This window comes from Catenulispora sp. MAP12-49 (genome assembly GCF_041262705.1).
GTDB lineage: Bacteria > Actinomycetota > Actinomycetes > Streptomycetales > Catenulisporaceae > Catenulispora.
Genome location: NZ_JBGCCP010000001.1, coordinates 102,907 through 126,259 on the forward strand (window position 1 = coordinate 102,907; position 23,353 = coordinate 126,259).

Here is a 23,353-nt window from a genome sequence, read left to right on the forward strand (position 1 = left end):
GGCGCGAGAGGGGCCCTGTCACACCCCCCGCTGCCGCTCCCCCTAACACCACGGTCTGCCTGCGGTGGGCGGGCTCTGCGACGGTGGATCCGGCGGCCCTGGAGAACCGCGGGCCGCGAAGGAGGGGACCACCGTGTCTAGCGCCACCACCACATCGGCCAACGCATCGGCCAACGCATCGATCGGCGGGCAGCCGGAAGCCGTCCGGGAAGCCGGACACCCCGGCGACGCCGCACTCCGCACATCCGCAGCAAACAGTTCAGCCGGCTCGCCGAAACTCACCCTGTTCGCCGCACTGCTCGGCTTCGTCATGATCGCCCTGGACGCCTCCGCGGTGAACGTGGCGCTCCCGGCGGTCGGTCGCGGCCTCGGCGGATCCACGGCCGGACTGCAATGGATCGTCGACGCCTACACGCTGATGTTCGCCGCACTGCTGCTCTCGGCGGGCGCGTTCTCCGACCGGCTGGGCGCCGGCCGTCTGTACGCGGGCGGGGCCGCGGCCTTCACGCTGGCCTCGGTCGCGTGCGGCCTGGCCCCCTCGCTCGGTTTCCTGGTCGGGGCCCGGCTGGTGCAGGGCAGCGCGGCGGCGCTGATGCTGCCGTCCTCACTGGCGTTGGTGCGCCAGGCGTTCCCGGACGCGCGGGCCCGGGCCGCGGCGATCGCGCAGTGGACGATGGCCGGCGCCGCGTCCACGGCGGTCGGCCCGGTGCTGGGCGGCGTGCTCACCAGCTCGGTGAGCTGGCGCTCGATCTTCTTCCTGAACCTGCCGGTGGGCTTGGTCGTGCTGGCGGCGCTGCGCCGCACCGGGCGTTCGGCTCAGCGTCCCGCGCCGCTGGATCTGCCGGGCCAGCTCACGGCGATCATCGGCCTGGCCGCCCTGACGTACGGAGTCATTTCCGGCGGCGCCTCCGGCTTCGGCCGGCCGCAGGCTTGGGGAAGTGTGTTGCTGGCGCTGGTGTCGTTCGCCGCGTTCGGCGTGGTGGAGCACCGGACGAAGGAGCCGATGCTGCCGCTGGGGCTGCTGCGCGACCGGGTCGTCGCGGTCTGCCTGGCGGTCGGCTTCGTGGTCAACGCCGCGTACTACGGCCTGATCTTCGTCTTCGGCCTGTTCGCGCAGGACGTCCTCGGCCGCTCCGCGGTCGGCGCGGGGCTGGTCTTCATGCCCACTGCCATCCTGTGCACGATCACGAACCTGCTCTCGGCCCGCGCCGCCGCACGCTGGGGTGCGCGCATGCCGGTGCTCGTCGGGCAGCTCGCGTGCGCCGTCGGACTGCTGGTCCTGTTGCTGGTGAACGGGCACACGAGCGCCCCGGGGCTGGCGCTGTTGCTGCTGCCGCTGGCCGGCGGGCTCGGCTTCGCGGTGCCCTCGCTGACCGCGATGATGCTCGGCGGCATCGCGCCGGAGCGGGCCGGGCTGGCCGGAGGGGTGCTGAACTCTTTCCGGCAGACCGGCGGAGCGCTCGCGGTGGCCGGCTTCGGCGCGCTGGTCGCGCAGCGCGGCGGGTTCGTGACCGGGCTGCATGTCAGCCTGCTGATCTCGGTGGCGCTGCTGGCGGCCACCACCCTGGCGACACTGGCGCTGCCGAAGGCGGGGCGCGCCTGACTCCGGCAGCTCCGGCAGCTCGGACAGCTCGGACAGCGGCAGTGAGGTGACGATCGGTGATCGTCACCTCACTGCCGATCACTGCCGATCACTGCCGCGTGAAGTAGTCCAGCGTCGTGTCGGCCTTGGTCGGGCACGGGCCCGCCTGCCTGATGCCGTGCTGGTCCAGCAACGCCTTCGCCCGCACCGCCGTCTGGAGGAGATCCGCGGCGGTGCAGCGGGTCGACACCTCCAGCAGCTGCGAACCGTCGGGGTACGTCCACTCCTGGAGTTCCAGCCCGCAGCCCGGTTCCCCGTCGCGGGGCCGGGTGCGGTGCACCTCGACCGGGCCGAGCGCGTCGAGGTCGTCCACCTCCAGCAGGCCGCGCAGGCGGCTGTCGAGCAGGGCGATCTGCTCGTCGGAGAACAGCGTGCGCAAGCGGGCGCGGCCGCGGACGGCGCGTTCGACGGCGTCGCGGCTCAGGCGCTGCTTGAGCGCGCCGGAGCAGATGAAGCTGTCCGGCGTCACGTCCACCTCGACGGTGAAGTCGTCGCAGCGGCGCATGGCGGACGGCACCCGGTCGGGGTCTATGGGCCGCAGCTTGACCACGGAGTCGTTGGGCCGCTCCCCGCCGCGCACCCGGGCCAGCACGCCGTGCCGGCGCAGGGTCAGGTCCGGAGTGTCCAGGTAGTAGACGTTCCGGACCCGCTCGGCACCCAGGCCGAGCAGCTCGCGCACGGCCTCGAACGAGGCGTCGGCGACGGTGAACTTCAGTTCCACCTGCCCGACTTCCCGAACCAGGGTGAACATCCGGTCCAGGTCGGCACCGGGCATGCGCCAGGCCTGCTTGGCAGCGTGGCGCTCCGGTTTTTTCAAGGCTTTCAGTTTTGCCACACCTCCCCGTGGCCCTACCGTCACCGACTGGCGGCGACGCACAAAGGATCCAGTATGCACTAAGACGCGCCGATGTTCGAGGACTGACGCTCTCTTGTGAGCCGGATAACACCGGGCATGATGGCGGGATGAGTACATCGATCTTGTGGGGGGAGCCGACGGGACAGGGGTGGGAGCAGGTCGGAGAGCTGGCGGTGGCCTTCGTGCTGTCCTCGGCGATCGGACTGGAACGCGAGATCCGGCAGAAGGCCGCGGGCCTGCGCACCTATACGATCGTCGGCCTGGGAGCGGCCCTGTTCGTGCTGGTCAGCAAGTACGGCTTCACGGACGTGCTCCGTCGCGACCTGGTCGTCCTGGACCCCTCGCGCGTCGCCGCGCAGATCGTGTCCGGCCTGGGCTTCATCGGCGCCGGCGTGATCTTCATGCGCCGCGACAGCGTCCGCGGCCTGACCACCGCGGCCGCCCTGTGGCTGACCGCCGGCGTCGGCGCCGCGGCGGGCGCCGGCCTGGGCCTGCTCGCCTGCTCACGACCATCGGGTACTTCCTGGTGTGCTACGGCTTGCGCCCGCTGACGCACTGGATGCCTGCGTTACGTAATCCGCCGATCACCTACCGCATCGAGTACGAGGACGGCCGCGGCTTGCTCCGCACAGTGATCGACGTCTGCACCAGCGCGGGCTTCTTCGTCGCCTCGTTCAGCGGCGGAGGCTACGAAGAGCGGCGCGAGACCCACGAAGCCGGCGGGCCGCACACCGTGGAGGTCAACCTCACACTGACCGGACGCGGGAACGCCAACGCCCTGACCGAGCGCCTGGTCGCGACGTCGGGGATCGTCACCGTCGCGTACGACCACGCCAACGACGATGAGTACTCCTAGCATCACCGCATGGAACGCGTGGAACGCATGGAACACCTTTGGGATCCGGCAACCGACGGCCTCCTGCGCCTCCCCTCCGGCCGGCTGCTCCGCGGCCGTGGCTTGAGGAATCCGGCGCCCGAGGGCCCGGAACCGGCGTTCGCCTTGTATCTCCTGGGCAAAGAGCCGCCGGCGGTGGCGTGGGAGAGCCGATGGATCCGCTGGCCCGATTTCCGGCTTCCGGCGGACCCGGCGGCGGCGCGCGATGGCTTCGTGGAGGCCTGGCGACGCTGCGAGACGGAACGTGTCGAGGTCGCCTGCGTCGGCGGTCGCGGACGGACCGGGACGGCGTTGGCCTGTATCGCAGTGCTCGATGGTGTGCCGCCGGAATCGGCGGTCGCCTATGTGCGGGAGCACTACTCTCCCCATGCTGTGGAGACTCCGTGGCAGCGGCGGTTCGTCGCCGCGTTCGGCGTTTCCGGCTGAGGCGCTTCCTGCTGAGGCGTCTCCGGCTGATCAGCATGCCGCGGGTGGCGGACCGGCGTTGGTCCGCCACCCGCGGCCTTTCATCAGGCGAGTCCGCGCTGGGCGAGGTACTACTGCGCGCTAACCGCCGTAGGTCACCGTGAAGTCGCCGCTGCCGTCGTCGGCGCCGGTCGAGGCGATCACGTTCCCGCTGCTGTCCGTCATGTCGATGGCCTGGCCGCCGGCACTGCCGATCTCGGTGTTGTCGAACGTGGACCCGGTGAAGCCGACGGAGGAGAAGTCAGGGAGCTGCGTCACGCTGCTGCCGGAGGTGACCGCCTCGGCGATCACCTCGGCGCTGGCGTCGGAGCCGGAGGCGCCGACCGTCTGGTTCTCGGTCCAGCCCTGGCTGTTGTCGGTGAGGACCATCTGGTACTGGCCGCCGCCGACGTCGGTCACGGTCGAGGTGAGGGAGTCGCCCGCGGAGACCGGGTCGCCGTACTCCTGAATGCTGTTCGCGGGGTAGGTCTCCCACCAGGCGAACTGCTGCGGGTCCCTAACCATGGATGAGCTGGGGGTTTGGTGCGTTTCACCTCGGCCGGGGATACGACCGAGGGAGGTATAGACCTATTGGTCTGTACCTCCCGGAGTCTGCTCCTCAGGATTCGGACATGTCGGCAAAGCTGGAGTAAAGACTCTGATGTGCTTGGCCGTTACCGGTCAGGCGCGGAACGGCCAAGCCGGGCAAACACCGACCCCCGGCGCGAACACGCGCCGGGGGGTCGGTATCAGGAATCTGTGATCAGCGACCAGCGATCAGGCGTGGATCGCCGGAGCCGCGTCCGGGTCCGCCGGATCGGGCTTGCCCGCCTTCAGGATCAGGCCGCAGATGATCGCGCCGACGCCGAAGATCGCGGCGGCCCACCAGAACGCGACCACGTAGCTGTGGATCGCCGCGTTCGCCTGGACGACCGGGTTGGTGGGGTTCTTGCCGACCAGGTAGTTCGTCAGGGCTGTGGCGGCCAGCGAGTTCAGCAGCGCGGTGCCGATCGAGCCGCCGATCTGCTGCGCGGTGTTCACCATGGCCGAGGCGACGCCGGCGTCGTGGGCCTCGACACCGGAGGTGGCGGCGTTCATCGCCGGGGCGAAGATGGCGCCCATGCCGATGCCGACGAGCACGATCGGGCCCAGGATGTTGGTGGCGTAGCTGGAGTGCAGGCTGATGCCGGTCAGCCAGACCATGCCGCCGCCGGCCAGCAGCATGCCGACGAAGACCAGGATCTTCGCGCCGATCCGCGGGTAGAGCACGGTGGTGCTGATCGTCGCGGTGATCATCAGGGCGGCGACCATCGGCAGGAACGCCACACCGGTCATGACCGGGGAGTAGCGCAGGATCTCCTGCAGGTAGTAGTTCAGGAACAGGAACACGCCGAACATGCCGATGCCGGTGAGGAACATCGCCAGGTAGGAGCCGCCGCGGTTGCGCTCCAGGATGACGCGCAGCGGGAGCAGCGGGTGCTTGGCGCGGGTCTGCCAGACGGTGAACGCGACCAGCAGGAGCACGCCGGCGGCCAGGAAGCCCCAGGTTCCGGGCGCGCTCCACGGGTGCGACTCGGCGTTGGCGAAGCCGTAGACGATGCCGAACAGACCGGCCGAGACCAGGACCGTGCCCGGGATGTCGAGCGAGGGCCGGTCGGCGCTGCGCGCGTGGCGCGGGATCAGGATTGCGGCGCCGGCGATCGCGACGACGCTGATGCCGACGTTGACGAACAGGGTCCAGCGCCAGTTCAGGAACTCGGTCAGCACCCCGCCGAGCAGCATGCCGATCGCGGCGCCGGAACCGGCGATGCCGCCGAACACCGCGAAGGCGGTGGCGCGCTCCTTGGCCTCGGTGAAGGTCGTGGACAGCAGCGACAGCGCGGCCGGGGCGAGCATCGCGCCGGCGACGCCCTGCAGCGCGCGGGCCAGCACCAGGATCTCGAAGTTCGGCGCGGCGCCGCCCAGCGCGGAGGCCGCGGCGAAGCCGACCAGGCCGATCAGGAACATCGCGCGCCGGCCTATGACGTCGGAGACCCGGCCGAACAACAACAGGAGGCTGCCGAAGGCCAGAGAGTAGGCGGTGACGATCCACTGCCGGTCGCCGTTCGAGAAGCCCAGCGCCTTCTGGGCGTCGGGCAGCGCGATGTTCACGATCGTCACGTCGAGCACGATCATCAACTGGGCCAGGCCGATGATCCCCAGGATGAACCAGCGCCTGGCGTGGTGGGGGTCGGTGGGTGCGGCGGGCGGGGCATCGGCGGTCTGAGCCCCCGCGCCGGTCGTCTGGACATCTGCCATCGTTCACGTCCCCTGATCTGGAGGATCCTCTTCCACTTACCGGACCGACTGTACCAGGGAAGTGGAAGACTTGCCTCCACATGGAGAGAGGTGTTCCATTTAACTGCGTCTAAGATTCACCCTGGCTGTCCGGGTGGCGGACGCGAGGCAGGAGCGAGTCGAGATGAATGCCCGGACCGAGGCGGAGAAACCCCAGGTAGAGACCCCCGCGACGACCCCGGCCGCGGCCCGTCCGCTGCGCCGGGACGCCGAGCGCAACCGGCAGCTGATCCTGGACACCGCCAAGATCGTCTTCGGCCGCCGGGGCTTGGACGCCTCCCTCGACGAGGTGGCGCACGAGGCCGGCCTGGGCGTCGGGACCGTCTACCGCCGCTTCCCCAACCGCGACGCCCTGATCGACGCCCTGTTCGACGACATGCTGGCCTCGATCGAGCGCATCGTCGCCGAATCGCTGGCCCTGCCGCGCGCCTGGGACGGCCTGATCCACTTCATGACCGCGATGCTGGAGTCCCAGGGACGGGACAAGGCACTGCGCGACCTCATGCTCTCCCGCCAGAAGTACCTCGACCAGTGCGAGCAGGACAAGGAAGAAGTCGTCCGCGACATCGTGGAGCCCGCGCTCTACGACCTGATCGACCGCGCCAAGGCCGACGGCGACCTGCGCCCCGACGTGGCCGCCACCGACGTGGGCGTACTGCTGATCTCCGCCGTCGGCGTGGTCGACTTCACCGCGCCGGCCGATCCGGAGGTCTGGCGCCGCCATCTGGCCGTCCTCGTCGACGGATTGCGCGCCCGGCCGTCCGGCGCCACGACCGTGCTCGCCCCGGAGCCGCTGGACGACGAGCAGCTCGACCTGTGCATGACCGGGTGGAAGTACGGCACGCGGGAAACTCCGCGCAAGCGCTCCTGACCGTCTCAGCCGCCAGCGCGAAATGAGTGACACTGTCGAACTGCGCCGGCCACGGCCACCCCGCCGAGCGAGGTGGCCGCATGCCGATCAGCCTTCAGCCTTCAGCCTCAGCTGCAAGCCCCCGTCCCCGGCCCACCGAGCTTGAACGAAGTAGCCGTCACCGCACCCGCGTCATACCGCGTCGGGCTGGTGGCGCTGACACTCAGCTGCGGCGCGTCTTTCGTCCCCGCCAAGCGATAGTCCCGAATCCACGAAGCAGCCGGCGCCGACCCGAACCGCCCGTCGCCCATCTGCGTGCAGCTCGGCGTGTCGACGGTGTTCTCCGCGACCTCGCCGAACACCGACACCAGCTGCGCCGTCTTGTACGTGCCGCTCCAGAGGCTGCCGGGGAAGTAGCCGACCGGCTCGTCGCGGAAGAAGACCCACCAGTTCCCGCCGATGTTCTGGATGGCGAAGTGCGCCGCCTCGTTGGCGTGCAGGGCCATGCCCGGCTTGATGTCCCTCGCGACCTGCACGAAGCCGCAGCCGTTGTAGCAGCTCTCCTGCCCGTCGACCCAGTGGTAGACGAACAGGTGCGGCTTCGCGTCGCCGTTGAGCTCGGGATCCACGGTCCACCCGATCTCGACGGTCGAGGTCCGTGCGGTGTTCTGCAGCGCGATCTCCTGCAGGCTGTGCTCCCCGGTCTGGGCCGGGTTGACCACCGGCGCCTCGACCTTCATCAGGACGCTCACACCCGTCGTGTCGGTCCACTGGTGGCCGCTGACGTAGTCGTAGCAAGCGCCATACCAGCAGATAGGACCGGTCGGAGCAGCCGCGGCAGCCGCGGCAGCCGGAGCGGCCCCAGCAGCCGGAGCCACCGACGGCACCACCGGAGCCAGTACAGATGCAGCGGCGACAGCAGGAACAACCGCCGCAGCCCCCGCCGAACCCGCCAGCCCCAGACTCACCGAGAAGAGACCCGCGACAACCCCAACCCCAACCCGCGCCTTAGCAAGCACCAGGACCTCCCAATTTGAACGAAGTCCCCGTAACCGCCCCGAAGTTGTACGACCCCGGATCCGTAGCCGTCACCGTGAACGCCGGCTGATCAGCCGACCCCCACAGCTGATAGCCAGAGATCGAAGAAGCCCCGCTCTGACTCCCGAAAACCCCGTCCCCCATCTGCGTGCAGCTCGGCGCCTTGTCCGCCGCCACCTCACCGAACGCCGACACGATCTGCGCACTCGTGAACGCGCCGCCCCACTCCGACCCGGGGAAGTACCCGAAGGGAACGCTGTTGTAGTACGTCCACCAGTTCCCCTGGTAGAACCGCAGCGCGAAGGTGCCGGTCGTCCCGGGCGTCACGGCCATGCCGGCCCGCACCGTCGAGGACACCTGCACGAACCCGCAGCCGTTGTAACAGGTCGGCTGCCCGTTGACCCAGTGGAAGACGAACAGGTGCGGCTGGTAGTCCCCGTTGAGCTCGGGATCCACCGTCCACCCGATCTCGATGGTGTCCGCGACGGTCGTCCCGCCGGACGTCTGGAGCGAAAGCTCCTGCAGCGAATGCCCGTCGGCCGCGACGTTCCGCGGAGCGGCCTGCTCCATGGTGACCGAAGCCCCGGTGGTGTTCGTGAACTGCCGCCCGGTGACGTAGCTGAAGCAGGATCCGTACCAGCACTGCGCCGCCTGCGCAGTGCCGGCCGGAAGCACGACGACCACTCCGACGGCTGCCGCGGACACGGCGGCCGCGGTTATTCGGGTTCTGAGTTTTCCGCGCAGATCTATGCGCAGACCTTTAGCAGGCATGGGTGTACCTCGAATGGAAGTAGGTGTACTTCGAAAAGGAGCTCTCCAGCTCTGAGCGCGCCTAGCGCACCTCTCGCGCCTCGCGCGCCATCCCCAACAGGTGGTCGATCACATCGGTACCGCTCGCGTTGAGCCCGTCATGCTCGTACTCGTCCGTGACATGGACAGTCAGGCCCCGAATCGCCTCGACGCTGACCAGCGACTGCTTGAGATCGACATACAAGTCGTCCGTATACACAGTCGCGAAGGCCGGCACCTCGTTCGCGCCCAGAACCGAAACGTCGTACAGAGGCCGCCAATCCTCATACGCGGCAAGCAACTCGCCCGCCGCGCGAAGCGGCCGCAAAGCCGGGTCGGTCCGGAAGTGCCAGGGATGAATCGTCTCCCCGGTGAACAACACCGGTGCTGCCGACTCCGACAGGACCTTCTCGGCATCAAACCGCGGGAACTCTTTACGAACCCGGCTAGCAGCCCACGCCGTAGGCCCCGCACCCTGCGCGTATATAGCCTCGTGCAGCAGCGCGTATAGCGGCCGCTCAGCAAAAGACAGCGCAGCCTGCACCTGCCACTGGAACCGGTCCGACAACTCCCGCCGATGGACCGTCTGGCTGAACGCGTCCTCCAGCAGATAGTGCAACCGATCCGCACCATCGGTCGTGCCGAGCACGATCCCCAGCGACTGGAACGCCTCGACTGTCAGCAGCGTCCCGTCGGGCAGCACCGTCTCGTGCTCCCTGAGGAACTCCGCGATCTCCCGCGCCGCATCCACATCCTGGGGATACCGGTGATAGAACAGCGCGTTCTTGTCCTCCATCCGCGGATACGCGGCGCGGTAGACGTCATCGGCATCGCCGTCCAACGTCGGCACGCCGCCGGTGATGAAGACCTCTGCGAGCCCTTCCGGCGCGGCCGACAGATAGTGCACCGCACAGAACCCGCCGAAGCTCTGCCCCAGCACGCTCCACGGCGCACCGCCGGTCAACCGCCGCCGGATGATCTCGGCATCGCGGACGATCGATTCCGCGCGAAAGGCTGTGAGGTACTCGGCCTGCCGCCGGGCATCGCCCCGGCGCGGCAGGGTCTGCCGCGTGGCCGGGGTCGAGCGACCGGTGCCGCGCTGATCGAGCAGCAGCACCCGGTAGTCCTGCACGGCGCGGCTGAGCCAGCCGCTGGCCAATGCCGCCGGCAGCGGACGCGGCGACCGGTGTCCGGGCCCGCCCTGCAGGTAGACCAGCCACGGCCGCGACTCGTCGGCCGTGAACTCGCGGGCGTAGACCTCGATCTGCTCCCCGCCCGGCCGGTCGTGGTGCAGCGGAACCGTGAACACGTGGTCGGTCGTCCGGATCCCCGATGGCACAGCGCCTCACCCCCAAGTTAAATGAAGCAGTAACTCCATTTAGAGTGATGGTTAAGCTAGGGCACGGAACCGGATCAGGCAAGACCCCCGCGTCGGCTCCGTGGTAGGAGTGCACTAGAAGCTCGGGACCTGGATAGAGAAGGAACGCCGCGATGCCCCTGTCCGCCGACGGCCAGCAGCAGACGCAGGGCCAGATCGGGACACGTCTCCAGGAGTTGCGCATGCGTCGCGGCCTGACCCAGCGCGCTTTGGCCGAACCCGGATACACCGCGGCCTACGTCTCCACCCTGGAAGCCGGCAAAGCCCGCGCCTCCGAAGCGGCACTGCGCTACTTCGCCGAGCGCCTCGCGATCAGCTACGAGGAACTGGCCACCGGCGTCCCGGCCGGCCTGCGCGCCGAGATCCGCGAGGGCCTGGCCGAGGCGAACGCGGCCATGGACGACGGCCGCGCGACCGAGGCCGAGGCCGTGCTGGCCGCCCTGCTCGGCCGCGCCGCCGGCACCGACGTGCCCGACCTGGTCGCCGACATCCACGTCACGCGCGGATCGTTCCTGCTGCGCCGCGGCGACCTGGACGCCGGCCGCGAACAGTTCGAGCAGGCCGAGGCGCTGCTGGCCGATCGGCCGCTGCCGGCGCGGGTGCGGGCCGTCCGCGGCCGCGCGACCGCGTACTACCTGGCCGGCGACGTCCGCTACTCCTGCTACCTGCTCGAGAACACGATCAGCGAGCTGAACGGCGGCGGCCTGCCGGATCCGGCGTCGCTGGTGCTGTTGTACGCCGCGGTCATCGGACCGTACCTGGAGCTCGGCGCGCTGGAGCGCGCCACGAAGGCCGCGACCCTCGCACTGGACCTGGCGGCCCGCGTCGCCGACCCGGTCGCGGTCGCCACGCTGCACCGCTCCGTCGCCCGCACCCTCGCCGCCGGCGGCCGGTTCGACGAGGCCGAGGCCGCACTCGTCAAGGCACAGGACGTCTACCAGCAATGGGAGATCCGGGCCGAACTCGCGCAGTGCCACTGGATGCGCGGCTACCTCTACGCCCAACACGAACGCCTCGCCGACGCCGAGACCGAACTGCGCACAGCCGCACGCATGCTGCGCGCCGCCGACTCCGTGTTCTACGCGGTGCAGGTCGAGGTCGAACTGGCCGACGTCCGCTGGCGCCTGGGCCACACCGCCGAGGCCGAGGAACTCCTCACCCGGCTGCTCGCGGACCTGGGCCCCGGCCACGGCGCGGTCCACGCCGCCGCCGCGCACCGCCTCCTGGGCTTGATCCACGAGCGCGCCGACGACCCCGAAGCCGCCGAACGCCACTACCGCATGGCGATCGAGCTCCAACAGGACTCCGACGTCACCGGCGACCTGGCCGACACCTCACGGCTCCTCGGCGACCTGCTCGACCGCCAGGGCCGCACCCGCGAGGCGGTGGCGGCGTACCGCAACGGGCTCACCGGCCTGGCCCGACCCGGCACCACGACGCTCGGCGCCGCGCCACTTCCGCCGCCGGTCATCCCGGCGGACCCGGTGCATCGAACTGTGCCCGGCGTGCCGACCGAGGGCGGTTCTCAGGGCTGACACCGGAAACAGCTCAGGCCGCCGGCGGTTCTCAGGGCTGACACCACGACGCGGTCCAGGTGCGAGCGATCCGAAGGGCACGCGTCGCCGGCATCCGCTCGGGCTCGGTGAGGACCGCGATGGTCAGGCCGTCGAGGAGGGCCAAGAGTTCGGCGGCGGCATCGGCTGGATCGGCTGGATCGGCTGGATCGGGCTCATCGACTGCATCCCCCGCCACCCCAAGCTTCTCCGCCTTCACCGCGGCAAGCGCCCGCGCCAGCAGTTCCTCAGTCTCCCGCCACTGATCCCGGTGCAGCTCAGCTATCCCCGGATCGTGCGCGGCGCGGGCGGCGAGCGCCAGCCAGACCCGGGAGAGCCGGTCGCCGGGGTCGGGCGCCAGCAGCAGCCCGATCAATTGGTCAAGGTGCTCGGTCGGGGACAGGCGCGCTGTGCCGGGGTCGCGGAAGCGTCGTGCCGACTGTTCGCGGACGTGGAGCCAGACCGCCCGGAGGAGTTCGTCCTTGGTCGCGAAGTAGTACTGGACGGTGCCGATGGAAACCTCGGCGCGGGTCGCGAGTGTGCGGATGCTGACGCCTTCGACGCCGCTCTCGGCGATCAGGTCGGCGAGGCGGTCGAGCAGGTCGGTGCGGCGGTCGGGGGCTGCCGGGGCGTCGCCGCCGCCTGTCCGTCTGCTGTCAGGTGCCAATGCCGCCGATCCCTTTCCCGCTGCTTGCCGGCTCGGTAATGCTCCCACGCCGCGATGGCCGAGCTCGTGGCGCAGCGTGTCGCCGGTCGGCCCCAGCCTGGTGGCGGTGACACCAGGTCAAGCGCACTCTCCCCACGTCCGGCCGCGACGGACCAGCCTTGAGACAAAGACAAAGACAACCATCACGCGGAACGCCGTCCGGCACCCCGCGGAGCAGTAGGGGGAATCCCATCGTGAGCATCAGCTTGGTCCAGGCCGAAGCCGTCATCGCCGCCGCGCGGGCCCGGGCGGCCGAGCGCGGCGTGGCCGTCGCGCTCGGGGTGGTGGACGCCGGCGGCAACCTGGTCGCCTTCGCCCGCGCCGACGGTGCGAACCTCATCACCATCGACACCGCGATCGGGAAGGCGTTCACCGCTGTCAGCATCGGCGCCGACAGCGTCAACCTGACGGCGGCCATCCAGCCCGGCGGCCCGCTGTTCGGGACCGGTCTGGTCCTGGCCGGCTCGCGGTCGCTGGTCCCCTATGGCGGGGGCGTCGTCATCCGGGACGGCGAGCGGGTGATCGGGGCGGTCGGGGTCTCCGGCGCGCCCGATTCGGCGGTCGACCACGAGATCGCGGCCGCCGCTGCCGCGCAGGTCCCGGCGCAGGTCCCGACCCAGGTCACAGCCCAGGTCACAGCGCCCTAGCCACGACTGCCGCCGGCTCTCCCGGCGTGTCAGCGGCGCTGTCAGGACGACGTCAGGCCCGTGTCAGGCCACCCGCCGATAGTCGGTGATGTGAGAACGAGCGGGACGGGCCCGCGAGACACAGACACAGACACAGACACCGACACCGACATCGCCACCGACACAGCCACAGCCACAGCCCCGCAGACACAGGAGAGCATCATGCAGAAGTTCCAGACCCCCGCCCCCGTCACCGTCGTCCTGGACATCCCGGCGGGCCAGATCCGGCTCCTGGCCGGCGAGCGCACCGACACCACCGTCGAGGTGCTGCCGTCCGAGGCCTCGAAGCGGCGCGACGCCAAGGCCGCGGCGCAGACCACCGTGGAGTTCAGCGACGGGGTGCTGCGGATCGCGACGGCCGACCCGAACAAGATCCTGGGCAGCTCCGGTTCGGTGGACGTGACCATCGCGCTGCCGGCCGGCTCGCGGATCGAGGGCCGGGCCGGTGCCGCCGAGCTCCACAGCACCGGCCGGCTCGGCGAGGTGGCGTTCGACGGCGGCTACCGCTCGGTCGAGCTGGACGAGGTCGGCGGTGCGCGCATCAAGATGCACATGGGCGACGTCTCCATCGCCAAGCTGACCGGCCCGGCGCAGCTGCGCAACGGCCGCGGGGACATCACCGTCGCCGAGGCCGTGACCGGCGCGCTCGACCTGCGCACCGACATGGGCGACCTGAAGGTCTCCGCCGCCCGCGGCGTCTCCGGGACCCTGGACGCCCGCAGCGGCTACGGCCGGATCACCAACGCGATGAAGAACTCCGACGGCAGCGGCGCCGGCCTGAACATCAAGGCCACCACCTCGCACGGCGACATCATCGCCACCAGCCTCTGAGGTGCGGCGAGCAGGAGGGGAGCGGCACTCCAGGACGCGGCCGGGTCTGGGCGGACGATGCCCGGACCCGGCCTCGGCCGTTGTCCGCCCCGGCCCACAGCATCGGCACCGACCGTAAAGCTTCAGAAAAGGGTTGAGAAAAGCTAGAACAAACGTGTTCCCGCGCCGCCCCCGCAGGAGGAATCTGATGCCCCCGGCGTGAGGAGCATTCAGGTGGTCCAGGGTTGGTCAACGGGGTTCGAAGCGCCGTACGACGCCGACTGGGTCGTACCCCGGCGGGACTGGCGGCACAGCCTGCCCCTCCTTCCGCGCCGGCCGTTGTCCGCGGTGTTGTTGGCCGTGCTCGGTGCGGGGATCGCCGGGCTGCTGGCCTTGTGGTGGCGGCAGACGCCGGCCGACCGGATGCAGTCGCTGCCGGACTACCTCGTGATGCTGGCGCAGATCACCGGGCTGGTCGGGGCGTACCTGCTGCTCGTCGAGATCGCGCTCATGGCGCGCTCGCCCTGGCTGGAGCACCGGCTGGGATCGTGGCTCGCCTCCGCGCACCGCAGCCTCGGCGGGTACCTGGTGCTCCTGCTGTGCGCGCACGTCGGGTTCGTGATCGCCGCGTACTCGGTCAGCGTGCACGCCTCGCCGCCGGCCGTCCTGATCAGCATCCTGCGAACCTACCCGGGCGTGCTCGCGGCCACGATCGGCTTCCTGGTGATGCTGCTCGCGGGGTTCACCTCGGCGCGGGGCATCCGGCGGCGGCTGGGTTATGAGGGCTGGCACGGGATCCACCTGATGATGTACCCGGCGGCGGCTGCCGCGTTCTGGCACCAGATCAGCCTGGGCGCGCAGTTCACGCGCAATCCCTGGGCCGCCGACATCTGGGTGGGCATGCACGCGGTCGTCGCGGCGGCGATCGTCTGCAACCGCATCGTCATCCCGCTCCTGAACAACCGGCATCACCGCTTCCGTGTGACGCGCGTGGAGGAGGTCGGGCCCGACGCGATGAGCGTCTACATCACCGGACGGCAGGTCGCCGACCTCGGGGCCGCGGCCGGCCAGTACTTCCGGTGGCGGTTCATGAGCCGGAGCCTGTGGTACCAGGCGCACCCGTTCTCGCTGTCCGCTGCGCCGCACGCGGACACCCTGCGCCTGACGTTCAAGTGCGTCGGCGGCTACACCCGGCGGCTCAAGCGCCGGCTGCGTCCCGGAGTCAGGGTGTTCCTGGACGGCCCGTACGGCGCGTTCACCGGAGTCCTGCGCCGCCAGCACGGCGTGGTGATGATCGGCGGCGGCATCGGCGTCACCCCGCTGCGGGCCATCGCGGAGACCATGCACGGCCGGCGCCACGACATCATCTTCATCCAACGGGCCTCGAAGGTCGGGGACCTGATCCTCACCCGCGAACTCGAGGCTCTCAACGCCGCCGGCCGCCTCATCTACATCCCGGCCATCGGCAGCCGCAAGAACGACCCGCTGTCCGCCGACCGGCTCCTGGACCTGATCCCGGACCTGGAGGACCGCGAGGTGTTCATCTGCGGCTCGGTCGGGATGGCCGCCGCGGCGGTGCGGAACCTGCGGCGGGCGGGGGTCCGGCGGGGACGGATCCACACCGAGATCTTCGACTTCTGAGAATTCCAGCCACCTTTCTGCGGGCATCGGAGTACCCCCAGTGCGAATCCCCCACATCAAGACCCTGCTGTCCGTCATCGGCACCGTCGGCACGATGGGCGGCCTGCTCGCCGCCAAGACCTCGGCCCACGGCCTGGCGCCGGAGACCCTCCCGGCCACGAAGACCGTGCACGGCACCGGCGCCGCCGCGGTCACGACCGTCACCGGCCCCCCGATCCCGGTCACGCACGGCATCGTCCAGGTCCGCATCACCGTGGCCGGCGGGCACATCACCGAGGTCGGGACGATCAGCCTGCCGCACGACAACGACGACTCCTGGGGACGCTCGATCGTGGCCGCCTCCGTCCTGGACCGCGAGGTCCTCGCCGCGCAGTCCGCGAACGTCGACGGGGTGAGCGGGGCGACCTACACCTCCAAGGCCTACAAGACCTCGCTCCAGGCGGCGATCGATGCGAGCAAGACCTGAATCCGTCCAGCTCCGCACCCCGGTCCGCCCCCGCTTCGCTTACGCCGAACAGCTGAGGCACGACGCAGAACCCGTACTTAGTCTGAGCCAACCTGATCGACCGGCCACGGGGGAAGCCACAGAGAGGTTCAGATCTTGGCGTCACGGACATCCCGACCACCCCGCGTCCCGGCCCTGCTGGCGGCGTGCGGAATCGCGGCGGCCACCGCCGCCATGGCCACCGCCGCCCACGCGGGCACCGCGCCGTTGTCTGCTGCATCGACGACGACCGTGCCCGCACCGGCCTCCGGCGTCAGCCGGGTCTACGGCGGCGACCGCTACCTGACCGGCGTCCAGGTCTCGCGGTCGCAATGGGCCGACGCCGCGGGCGACTCCACCGGGCGTGCCAAGGCGCAGGCCGTCGTCCTCGCGCGCGGCGACACGTTCCCGGACGCCCTGTCCGGCGTTCCGCTGGCCGCCAAGGTGCACGGCCCGCTCCTGCTCACCGAGCCGACCGCGCTCACCGGCGCCACCGCCGCCGAGATCCAGCGCGTCCTGGGCCCCGGTGCCGGGCAGCCGGTGTACATCCTCGGCGGGACCGGGGCGGTCTCGCCGGCCGTCGAGGCCCAGCTGGTGCGGGACGGCTACGCGGTGACCCGGTATCAGGGCTCGAACCGTTACCAGACTGCTCTGGACGTGGCACGCCGCGGGCTCGGCGACCCGTCCCACATCGTCGTCGCGACCGGTGACGGCTACGCCGACGCGCTCACGGCGGGCCCGTTCGCGGCGGGCCCGGACGCGGTCAACGGCGTGCCGGCCGCGATCGTGCTGTCCGACGGCCAAAGCCTGGACCCGGCCACCGCGGCCTACGTCTCCGGCAAGCTCGTGGCGGCGGGACCCGGCGACTGCGCCGCCGTGACCGCCGTCGGCGGCCAGGCCCAAGCGGCGGTTCACTCCGTCACACCGCCCGGGGTCTGCGACAACCCGCTCGCGGGAGCGGACCGCTACGCCACGGCCGTCGCGGTCGCGCAGCAGTTCCCGGCGGGCCCGGCGGTCGGCGTCGCCACCGGCGGCGGCTTCGCGGACGCCCTCACCGGCGGCGCGGCGATGGCCGCCCTCGGCCGCCCGCTGGTGCTCACGGCCTCGGCCGTCCTGGGCGACAACCCGCGGCAGTGGCTGGTCGGCGCGCACCAGAACGGTGTGAACGCGACGGTCGTCTTCGGCGGGCCCACCGCGGTCGGCAACGGCGTGTTCGGGCAGTTGCAGGACATCGCGAACGGCGGCCAGGGCCTGCCGTCCGACGGCCTGTGCGGCGCGCCGAACAACCCGTACGGGTTCAACTACTGCGGAGCCGGCGCGGAGGTCACGAAGACGCAGGTCCCGGGAGACATCTGCTCCTACTTCTCCTGCATCGGTTCGGCTCCGTCCCACGAAAGCTTCTGGAACGGCGTCGGCTACCTGGAAGTCTGCAACGACGGCGACATCTCGCTGTCGGGCGGCCGGAGCGGGGCTTGTTCTTCACACGGCGGCGAGGACCACCCGGTGTGGAAGCGCTGACGCGCTGACACAGCCCTATCGGGGTCCGCATCAGATCGCTGATGCGGGCCCCGATTCCGTCAGCTCCTCGTGCTCAGCGATCAGTGGTGGTGCCTCAGCGTCATGCGGTGCCCCATCGCCGGACGCTGTCCGCCGACGGTGCGGGGCGCGGTCCTGGCGCCGACCACGAACCCGAACAGCGTCATCCAGATCGGCATGACCAGGACGCCGATCAGTCCGATCGGGCCGATCGCGGCCACGACGGCGATCGCCAGCGCGACGTACCCCAGCCAGGCCGGGATGTCCGAACCCAGCACGATCGCCAGACCGGCCGCCGCGGCCAGGACCACGATCCCGGCCTGGGCCGGCAGCTGGATCGACTGCGACAGGAAGTTGAGGTTGCCGGCGAGCTGGGCCTGACCGTTGTGGGCGGCGCTGATCAGCGTCCACTGGAGGAACCCGGTGGTCGAGAAGCCCGCGATGAACAGGATGCCGCCGGCCAGGGCGGTGTCGGCGAGCCAGCTGTGCGCCTCGTTGGCCTTGCGCAGCACGGTCCTCATGCCGCCGATGAAGAACGCCATCAGGATGACGCCGGCGGCGATGATGTACAGGGACCACGTCTCCCGCATGGAGTGCGTCTGGTAATAGGAGACGACGGCAGCCGCCGAAGCGTTCTTCCCAGGCACGTTGTTGTCGTTGAGGATCAAGAATCCGATCACGAAGGCCACCACGGCGCCGAGTCCGAGGGGCCCCAACAGGCGGGTCAACTTGTCGTTCCTCATGACGGCCTCCTCGGACCGGTGATGGAGTCCCCGTCATTCTCCCATTCGGTGGAATAGCGGGCATTTCCGTATCGCCCGAACGGCGGATCCGTCCGGCCGCGAGCCGGGCCAGGACGGCGGACGTCCCGTGGATCTCGGCGCCGAGATCCACGGGACGCCAGTTCAGCCCGGGGTGGGATGCCGGGACGCGAGGGCTACCAGGCCGAGGCCGGAGCCGCCACCGAGGCGACGGAGCCGGTGTAGAAGTCGCGGCCGTAGCCGTAGTGGGAGCCGGCTCACGGCGCCGAGTACGACAGTGCGGTGCCGGGACGTCTCAGGGAACTTGTTCACCGTCCCGCTGCGGGCCTGATCAGATCACTGCGTCGTTACATCGGTCAGGTCCCGCAGGATCTCGGAAGCCGTGATCGCGTCGAGGTCCCCGAAGACCGGGCGGGCGCCGATGACGATCTCCTTGAACCGCTGCGTCGCGCCCCACTCGTCGACGTAGCCGACGGTGATACCCGGGTCGAGGGTCGCGGTGATCTCGCCGCCGCCGGGAAGCGCCCGCGTGATCCAGCCCTGGATCCCGGCGTCCTGCGGCGCACCCCGGTACCAGCCGCGCCGCTCCAGGCCCAGGACCTTGCCGACCGGGATGTCGATGCCCTCGAACCTGGTGAGGCTGTTGGCGGCCTTCTCCTCCTCCGTGAACGCGAACACGGTCCGGCCCAACTGCGCGAACGGCTGCAGGATCTCGTAGTCGGCGAACACGTCGGACCACGCGGCCACGTCCGCACCGAGGTGCAGGGGATGCACGATGCCGATCATCGCGTCGTCGGCGAGGGCGTATTCGTCGTCTGAGATGTCGGCCAGACTCAGGTCCTCCGCGACTCGGAAGGCGCCGCTGAAGCCGTCGTCCGTGAACACACCCCAGACCAGGCGTCGGACGATGTGGCGCAGCAGGGGATGCTCGACGAAGAACTCGCGGAACTCCTGGGACGTCCAGCGGCGCTGCGTCACCATGGCCAGTTCGAAGCGGGCGATCTGGTCCGCGGCGAGGGTCCGCGCGTCCTTCTTCAAGGCGGAGAACCGTTGGTAGGCGTCCGGTGCGAGCTCGGCGTCGTCCTTGGCCCCCGGCTTCGGCAGGGCCTTGAGACGCTTGCCGGCCTGGTCGGCGGCGTACGGCTTGAGCTGCTCGTCGAACCCGACGGTGAACTGCCGCGGACCATAGTCCAGGGACAGCGTCCCGGAGGACGCCAAGCCGAGGTCCGGGACGAGACGGTCGCCCAGCTGTTCCGCGGTGAGACCGAGGTCGTCGGCGATCTCGGTGACCCGCTGCGTCGCCCGCTCCTTCAGCGCCTTGAACTTGACCTTCTGCGAGATGCCGTAGAGGTGCATCAGCGCCACGGTGCCGCCGATGTCGGCCAGGACGTCCAGACCCGCGACGGCGCGCTGGTGCCCGTTCTCCCCGGGCCACAGCCGGATCAGCGGGGACAGGCGCCGCACCGCCTCGTCGTCGCCGAACCACCGCAGCGCGTCGAAGGCCCAGCTCTCCTTCGCCGGGTACTCGACGCCGCGCCAGTTCTCGAACAGGGCCCACGCGAAAGCGGCCAGGGACTCCGGGTCGCAGATGTCCTTCGCCTTCTCGATCCCGGCGTACGGCTCGGCCGACTTGGACACCGCGAGCATGAGCAGCAGGTACTCCACCGACTCCCGGGGCAGCGCGGCCTGCCGGCCCTTGAGCAGGACCTGCGGCAGCGATCCGGGCTCGGCCCATTCGGGGATGGCCGGCATCACCTTGGGCAGGGTGAGGGTGCCGTCGTCGGCGACGATCGCGGCGATCGCCCGCGCCGCGGCGTCGCCGTAGCCCGCGGCGGCCTCGGCGATCTCGTCGGCGAATCCGCGTGCGGCGAGCGTGCGGATCGTCAGCTCGGCGGCACCGCGCGCCTTGCCGGCCTTGCCGAGCGCGACCGGTATCAGGGTTCTGGCCGCGACGCCCGGGTGCCGCGTCAGCCAGGCCAGCGCGAACGGCCGGGCGGTTTTCAACCGGCTGAGCCAGTCCGCGGCCAGCAGCGCGATCCCGGGGGCGGCGAACGGGCCGAGGAAGACGCTGCCCGAGGCCGGGTCGCTGCGGGCCAGGCTCAGGATCGGCGGCAGGGCCTCGGGGCCGAACCGCGCGACCAGGCACGGGATCCACGTCCCGGCCTGCCAGGAGTCGGGCTCCCAGCGGGGGAGGACCGAGCGCACCAGGTCCTCGGGGCCGTCGACGGCGAAGTGGCTGTTCGCGTACCAGCCCGCCGTGCCGCCGGTGCCGATGCGGCCGGCGATGTCCTCCCAGCTGTCGAGCTTCCACTGGGCATTCGTGATGAGCTGCGCGGAAGCCCACCGCTCTTCCTCGCCGTCCTGCCAGGCCATGACGGTCTCGGTCGGCGCGACGAGCCCCGCGATGACGACCGGCTTGGCCGGCTTCACGGCGGACAGCCACGGCGGGCTGACGAAGAGCGGCGGGAGCACGCCGGGGTCGGCATCGGGGAGGCGGACGTTGGCGGCGCGGACCTTCTCGACGTATTCGCGCAGCGCCGGAGTGAGGTTCGGGAGTTCGTCCTGCACGAGCGCGTCGTTGGCGACTATGTGCAGGCGCAACACATTGGCGGCGGACAGGCCGCGCGGGGTGTGGCGGAGCGCGGCGTCGGCAAGCACGTGCAGGGCGCGCCGGGGGAAGTTCTTGGCGGCGGCCTGGGCCGTGGCCGTGTAGTACTTCTTGTCGATGTTGTCCAGCAGGAACCGGAAGGCGTCCGTGGACGGGACGGCGGCGACGACCGGGAGCAGCTGCTGGATGGAATCCGCGTTCACCTCGCTGCCGAGCCAGGTGATCAGGGTCGGGAGCAGCTGGACGCCGACCGCGTCGAGGGCGGTCCACAACGCGGCCGGCTCCCGGGTGACGTACCACGGGAAGGTGCTCCCCGCCGGGAAGACGGCCGCCAGGTGTTCCGTCGTGATCGAGGCGACCGCCAGCCACTGCGGCAGGTGGTCCTGCCGCGATCCGAGGAAGGCGAAGTCGGCTTCGACCCAGTCCTCGTGCTCTGGGAGCAGGAATGAGGTCAGTACCCGCTGCCGCACCGCCGCGATCCCTGTCGGATTCGCCAGCGACGCCCGGTATCCGGCGAGTGTCTCAGAGGCCTGCGTATAGTCCTCCTCCCCCGCCACCGCCAGATGCTGCCGCAGACGGACGGCGAGGTCGAAGCACTTCGAGGAATCGGAGAGGTCTTGGTAGGCGACGGTGTCCCGACGGGACAGGCAGGGCTGGATGCGCGCTCCCAGGCGGTACGCGCCTGAGGCCCGCACTCCCTGCAGTTCGACCGTCGCCGCCGCGGCGAACGCGAGGCCGCGCACGGCGATCCAGGCGTCGGTGATGCCGGTGAGGTTCTTGTAGGTCGGCGTGTCCTCCGACATCGCCAACGCCGCCGCGATCGCCGCCGCCAACGGTGTGGCGGCGGCGAGGTCGCCTTGGGAGGCCCGGTATTCCTCGACCAGATCGGCTTCGCTTGCCTCGTCGTCGAAGATACCGGCGATGACAGAGCTCTGTTTGTCCAGCCAGGTCGCGTAGTACGCGGCGGCGTCCGGGGCGACGGCGAGCGGTCCGGCCGGGGCACCGCCGCGGCGGGGGATCACGAGGCGGCGCATCGCCTCGGGGATCGCGCTGATGTCCTCCGACGGGATGTCGGTCGTGGTGGCGCCGCTCATCGGTCACTCCCCGTGGGTGCGTGCTGGTGTCCGGGACTGTAGCGAAGGTCCCTGACACGGGAGTGGTCAGGCGGCGTGCTGGTAGGCCGGGTAGGTCAGGTATCCGCGGTCGCCGCCCTGGTAGAACGTCGCCTCGTCGACGGGGGCCAGCGGCGCGCCGATGCGGAGGCGTTCCACCAGGTCGGGGTTGGCGAGGAAGGCGCGGCCGAAGCTGACGAGGTCGGCGCCGTGGGCGAGCCAGCGTTCGGCGTCGGAGGGGCCGGTCTGCTTCGGGCTCATCGGCGCGGTCGGGTTCACGATGAGCGTGCCCGGCCAGATCCGGCGCAGCCCGAGCAGCAGGTCGTCGTCGGCGGTGCCCTCCAGGTGGACGTACGCGAGTCCCAGTCCGGTGAGCTCGGCCAGCAGCGCGGCGTAGAGCTCGGGCACGTCGGCGTCCTCCACGCCCCAGATCCGCGCGCCGGGCGAGAGCCGGATGCCGGTCCGCTCCGCGCCGACGGCTTCGGCGGTCGCGGCGGCGGCTTCCACCGCGAACCGGATGCGGTTGGCGATCGGGCCCCCGTAGCGGTCGGTGCGCAGGTTGGCGTTCGAGGACAGGAACTGCGAGATCAGGTAGCCGTTGGCGCCGTGCAACTCGACGCCGTCGAACCCGGCCTCCACGGCCCGGCGGGCGGCCAGCGCGTAGGACTCGGCGTGCTCGGGCACCTCGTCGGTGTCCAGGGCGCGGGGAACCGGCGCGGGCTGCATGCCGGTCGGGGTGAACACCGAGCCCGCGGCCGGGACGGCCGAGGGCCCGACCGGCCGGGTGCCGATCGTGTCCGGATGTGAGACCCGGCCGCCGTGCATGATCTGCGCGAAGACCCGGCCGCCGTTGGCGTGGACGGCGTCGGTCACCGGGCGCCAGGACACGGTCTGCTCGTCGGTGTACAGGCCCGGGGTGCCGGGATTGGACTGGCCGACCAGGCTGGGCTGCACGCCCTCGGTCACGATCAGCCCGGCGGTCGCGCGCTGCGCGTAGTAGGTCGCCATGGACGGCGTGGCAAGCCCGCCGGCGGCGGCCCGGACGCGGGTCATCGGGGCCATCACCACGCGGTTGGGCAGGGTCAGACCGCCCAGCTGGTGGGGAGTGAACAAGGTGGTCACGGCAGCTCCTCCGCGGCTTCGCGAACCCGGCTCTCGGGTACGTCGGCTACGCTAAAACCTGACATCGATGTCAGAGGCAAGGGCCTGTGGCGCGGATCTCACGGA

At 70.6% G+C, this 23,353-nt stretch carries 19 protein-coding genes and 1 pseudogene; 10 read left to right on the plus strand and 10 right to left on the minus strand.

Annotation, left to right across the window (positions count from 1 at the left end; translation table 11 throughout):
- Positions 1-133 precede the first annotated feature (133 nt).
- Positions 134-1,603, plus strand: a complete 1,470-nt coding sequence (locus ABIA35_RS00425; protein ID WP_370340084.1) for an MFS transporter — start codon at positions 134-136, stop codon at positions 1,601-1,603.
- A gap of 88 nt (positions 1,604-1,691) precedes the next feature.
- On the opposite strand, the gene ABIA35_RS00430 is transcribed toward ABIA35_RS00425, so the two are convergent.
- Entirely contained in the window at positions 1,692-2,459 is a 768-nt protein-coding gene (locus ABIA35_RS00430; RefSeq protein WP_370340083.1) for an adenylate cyclase, read from the minus strand.
- 146 nt (positions 2,460-2,605) lie between these two features.
- On the opposite strand from ABIA35_RS00430, the pseudogene ABIA35_RS00435 reads away from it, so the two are divergent.
- Together ABIA35_RS00435 and ABIA35_RS00440 are read left to right on the plus strand one after the other, a co-directional pair.
- Positions 2,606-3,354: pseudogene (locus tag ABIA35_RS00435) on the plus strand (MgtC/SapB family protein).
- 27 nt (positions 3,355-3,381) lie between these two features.
- Positions 3,382-3,819 carry a protein-tyrosine phosphatase family protein gene (locus ABIA35_RS00440; protein ID WP_370356630.1) on the plus strand — a complete coding sequence of 146 codons (438 nt, stop codon included), beginning with the start codon at positions 3,382-3,384 and terminating at the stop codon, positions 3,817-3,819.
- Positions 3,820-3,939: 120 nt separating this feature from the next.
- On the opposite strand, the gene ABIA35_RS00445 is transcribed toward ABIA35_RS00440, so the two are convergent.
- Positions 3,940-4,362 carry a G1 family glutamic endopeptidase gene (locus ABIA35_RS00445; protein WP_370356034.1) on the minus strand — a complete coding sequence of 141 codons (423 nt, stop codon included), beginning with the start codon at positions 4,360-4,362 and terminating at the stop codon, positions 3,940-3,942.
- Positions 4,363-4,614: 252 nt separating this feature from the next.
- Positions 4,615-6,135: an MFS transporter gene (locus ABIA35_RS00450; RefSeq protein WP_370340081.1), complete on the minus strand. Its 1,521-nt coding sequence runs from the start codon at positions 6,133-6,135 to the stop codon at positions 4,615-4,617.
- 163 nt (positions 6,136-6,298) lie between these two features.
- On the opposite strand from ABIA35_RS00450, the gene ABIA35_RS00455 reads away from it, so the two are divergent.
- Complete coding sequence (locus ABIA35_RS00455; RefSeq protein ID WP_370340080.1) at positions 6,299-7,045, plus strand: TetR family transcriptional regulator; 747 nt, start codon at positions 6,299-6,301, stop codon at positions 7,043-7,045.
- 107 nt (positions 7,046-7,152) lie between these two features.
- Here the strand turns inward: ABIA35_RS00455 and ABIA35_RS00460 are convergent, their stop codons facing one another.
- The 3 genes from ABIA35_RS00460 to ABIA35_RS00470 form a co-directional block, all read right to left on the minus strand.
- Positions 7,153-7,776 (minus strand): neprosin family prolyl endopeptidase, encoded by a 624-nt coding sequence (locus ABIA35_RS00460; protein ID WP_370356036.1) that lies wholly within the window; start codon positions 7,774-7,776, stop codon positions 7,153-7,155.
- A 256-nt stretch (positions 7,777-8,032) separates the two neighbouring features.
- A complete protein-coding gene (locus tag ABIA35_RS00465; protein ID WP_370340078.1) occupies positions 8,033-8,767 on the minus strand; it encodes a neprosin family prolyl endopeptidase in 735 nt (244 codons plus the stop codon).
- Between the two features lie 127 nt (positions 8,768-8,894).
- On the minus strand, positions 8,895-10,160 hold the full coding sequence (locus ABIA35_RS00470) for an alpha/beta fold hydrolase (protein ID WP_370356038.1): 1,266 nt from the start codon (positions 10,158-10,160) through the stop codon (positions 8,895-8,897).
- Between the two features lie 182 nt (positions 10,161-10,342).
- Between ABIA35_RS00470 and ABIA35_RS00475 the strand changes: the two genes are divergently transcribed.
- A complete protein-coding gene (locus ABIA35_RS00475) occupies positions 10,343-11,764 on the plus strand; it encodes a tetratricopeptide repeat protein (RefSeq protein ID WP_370356040.1) in 1,422 nt (473 codons plus the stop codon).
- A 31-nt stretch (positions 11,765-11,795) separates the two neighbouring features.
- Here ABIA35_RS00475 and ABIA35_RS00480 read toward each other — a convergent pair whose 3' ends face one another.
- Positions 11,796-12,449 carry a TetR/AcrR family transcriptional regulator gene (locus ABIA35_RS00480; RefSeq protein WP_370356042.1) on the minus strand — a complete coding sequence of 218 codons (654 nt, stop codon included), beginning with the start codon at positions 12,447-12,449 and terminating at the stop codon, positions 11,796-11,798.
- Between the two features lie 233 nt (positions 12,450-12,682).
- Here ABIA35_RS00480 and ABIA35_RS00485 point away from each other — a divergent pair, with 233 nt between their 5' ends.
- The 5 genes from ABIA35_RS00485 to ABIA35_RS00505 all read left to right on the plus strand — a co-directional run bounded on the left by ABIA35_RS00485 (position 12,683) and on the right by ABIA35_RS00505 (position 17,627).
- Positions 12,683-13,135, plus strand: a complete 453-nt coding sequence (locus tag ABIA35_RS00485; protein WP_370340074.1) for a heme-binding protein — start codon at positions 12,683-12,685, stop codon at positions 13,133-13,135.
- 201 nt (positions 13,136-13,336) lie between these two features.
- Positions 13,337-14,005, plus strand: coding sequence for a DUF4097 family beta strand repeat-containing protein (locus ABIA35_RS00490; protein WP_370340073.1), 669 nt, complete (start codon positions 13,337-13,339; stop codon positions 14,003-14,005).
- Between the two features lie 213 nt (positions 14,006-14,218).
- Entirely contained in the window at positions 14,219-15,625 is a 1,407-nt protein-coding gene (locus ABIA35_RS00495) for a ferric reductase-like transmembrane domain-containing protein (protein ID WP_370340072.1), read from the plus strand.
- 40 nt (positions 15,626-15,665) lie between these two features.
- Positions 15,666-16,091: an FMN-binding protein gene (locus tag ABIA35_RS00500; protein ID WP_370340071.1), complete on the plus strand. Its 426-nt coding sequence runs from the start codon at positions 15,666-15,668 to the stop codon at positions 16,089-16,091.
- 135 nt (positions 16,092-16,226) lie between these two features.
- Entirely contained in the window at positions 16,227-17,627 is a 1,401-nt protein-coding gene (locus tag ABIA35_RS00505; RefSeq protein ID WP_370356044.1) for a cell wall-binding repeat-containing protein, read from the plus strand.
- Between the two features lie 80 nt (positions 17,628-17,707).
- Here the strand turns inward: ABIA35_RS00505 and ABIA35_RS00510 are convergent, their stop codons facing one another.
- From ABIA35_RS00510 to ABIA35_RS00520, 3 genes are all read right to left on the minus strand, one after another.
- Positions 17,708-18,388, minus strand: coding sequence for a hypothetical protein (locus ABIA35_RS00510; protein WP_370356046.1), 681 nt, complete (start codon positions 18,386-18,388; stop codon positions 17,708-17,710).
- A gap of 354 nt (positions 18,389-18,742) precedes the next feature.
- On the minus strand, positions 18,743-22,108 hold the full coding sequence (locus ABIA35_RS00515; protein ID WP_370356048.1) for a DUF4132 domain-containing protein: 3,366 nt from the start codon (positions 22,106-22,108) through the stop codon (positions 18,743-18,745).
- A gap of 66 nt (positions 22,109-22,174) precedes the next feature.
- Positions 22,175-23,248: an alkene reductase gene (locus ABIA35_RS00520; protein ID WP_370340067.1), complete on the minus strand. Its 1,074-nt coding sequence runs from the start codon at positions 23,246-23,248 to the stop codon at positions 22,175-22,177.
- Positions 23,249-23,353 lie beyond the last annotated feature (105 nt).

What these genes read in the sequence shown, in the direction of transcription:
- ABIA35_RS00440 (WP_370356630.1), top strand. Translation starts at nt 3,382, where the DNA reads ATGGAACACCTTTGGGATCCGGCAACCGACGGCCTCCTGCGCCTCCCC.
- ABIA35_RS00445 (WP_370356034.1), bottom strand. Translation starts at nt 4,362, where the DNA reads ATGGTTAGGGACCCGCAGCAGTTCGCCTGGTGGGAGACCTACCCCGCG.
- ABIA35_RS00450 (WP_370340081.1), bottom strand. Translation starts at nt 6,135, where the DNA reads ATGGCAGATGTCCAGACGACCGGCGCGGGGGCTCAGACCGCCGATGCC.
- ABIA35_RS00455 (WP_370340080.1), top strand. Translation starts at nt 6,299, where the DNA reads ATGAATGCCCGGACCGAGGCGGAGAAACCCCAGGTAGAGACCCCCGCG.
- ABIA35_RS00475 (WP_370356040.1), top strand. Translation starts at nt 10,343, where the DNA reads ATGCCCCTGTCCGCCGACGGCCAGCAGCAGACGCAGGGCCAGATCGGG.
- ABIA35_RS00490 (WP_370340073.1), top strand. Translation starts at nt 13,337, where the DNA reads ATGCAGAAGTTCCAGACCCCCGCCCCCGTCACCGTCGTCCTGGACATC.
- ABIA35_RS00510 (WP_370356046.1), bottom strand. Translation starts at nt 18,388, where the DNA reads ATGAGGAACGACAAGTTGACCCGCCTGTTGGGGCCCCTCGGACTCGGC.
- ABIA35_RS00515 (WP_370356048.1), bottom strand. Translation starts at nt 22,108, where the DNA reads ATGAGCGGCGCCACCACGACCGACATCCCGTCGGAGGACATCAGCGCG.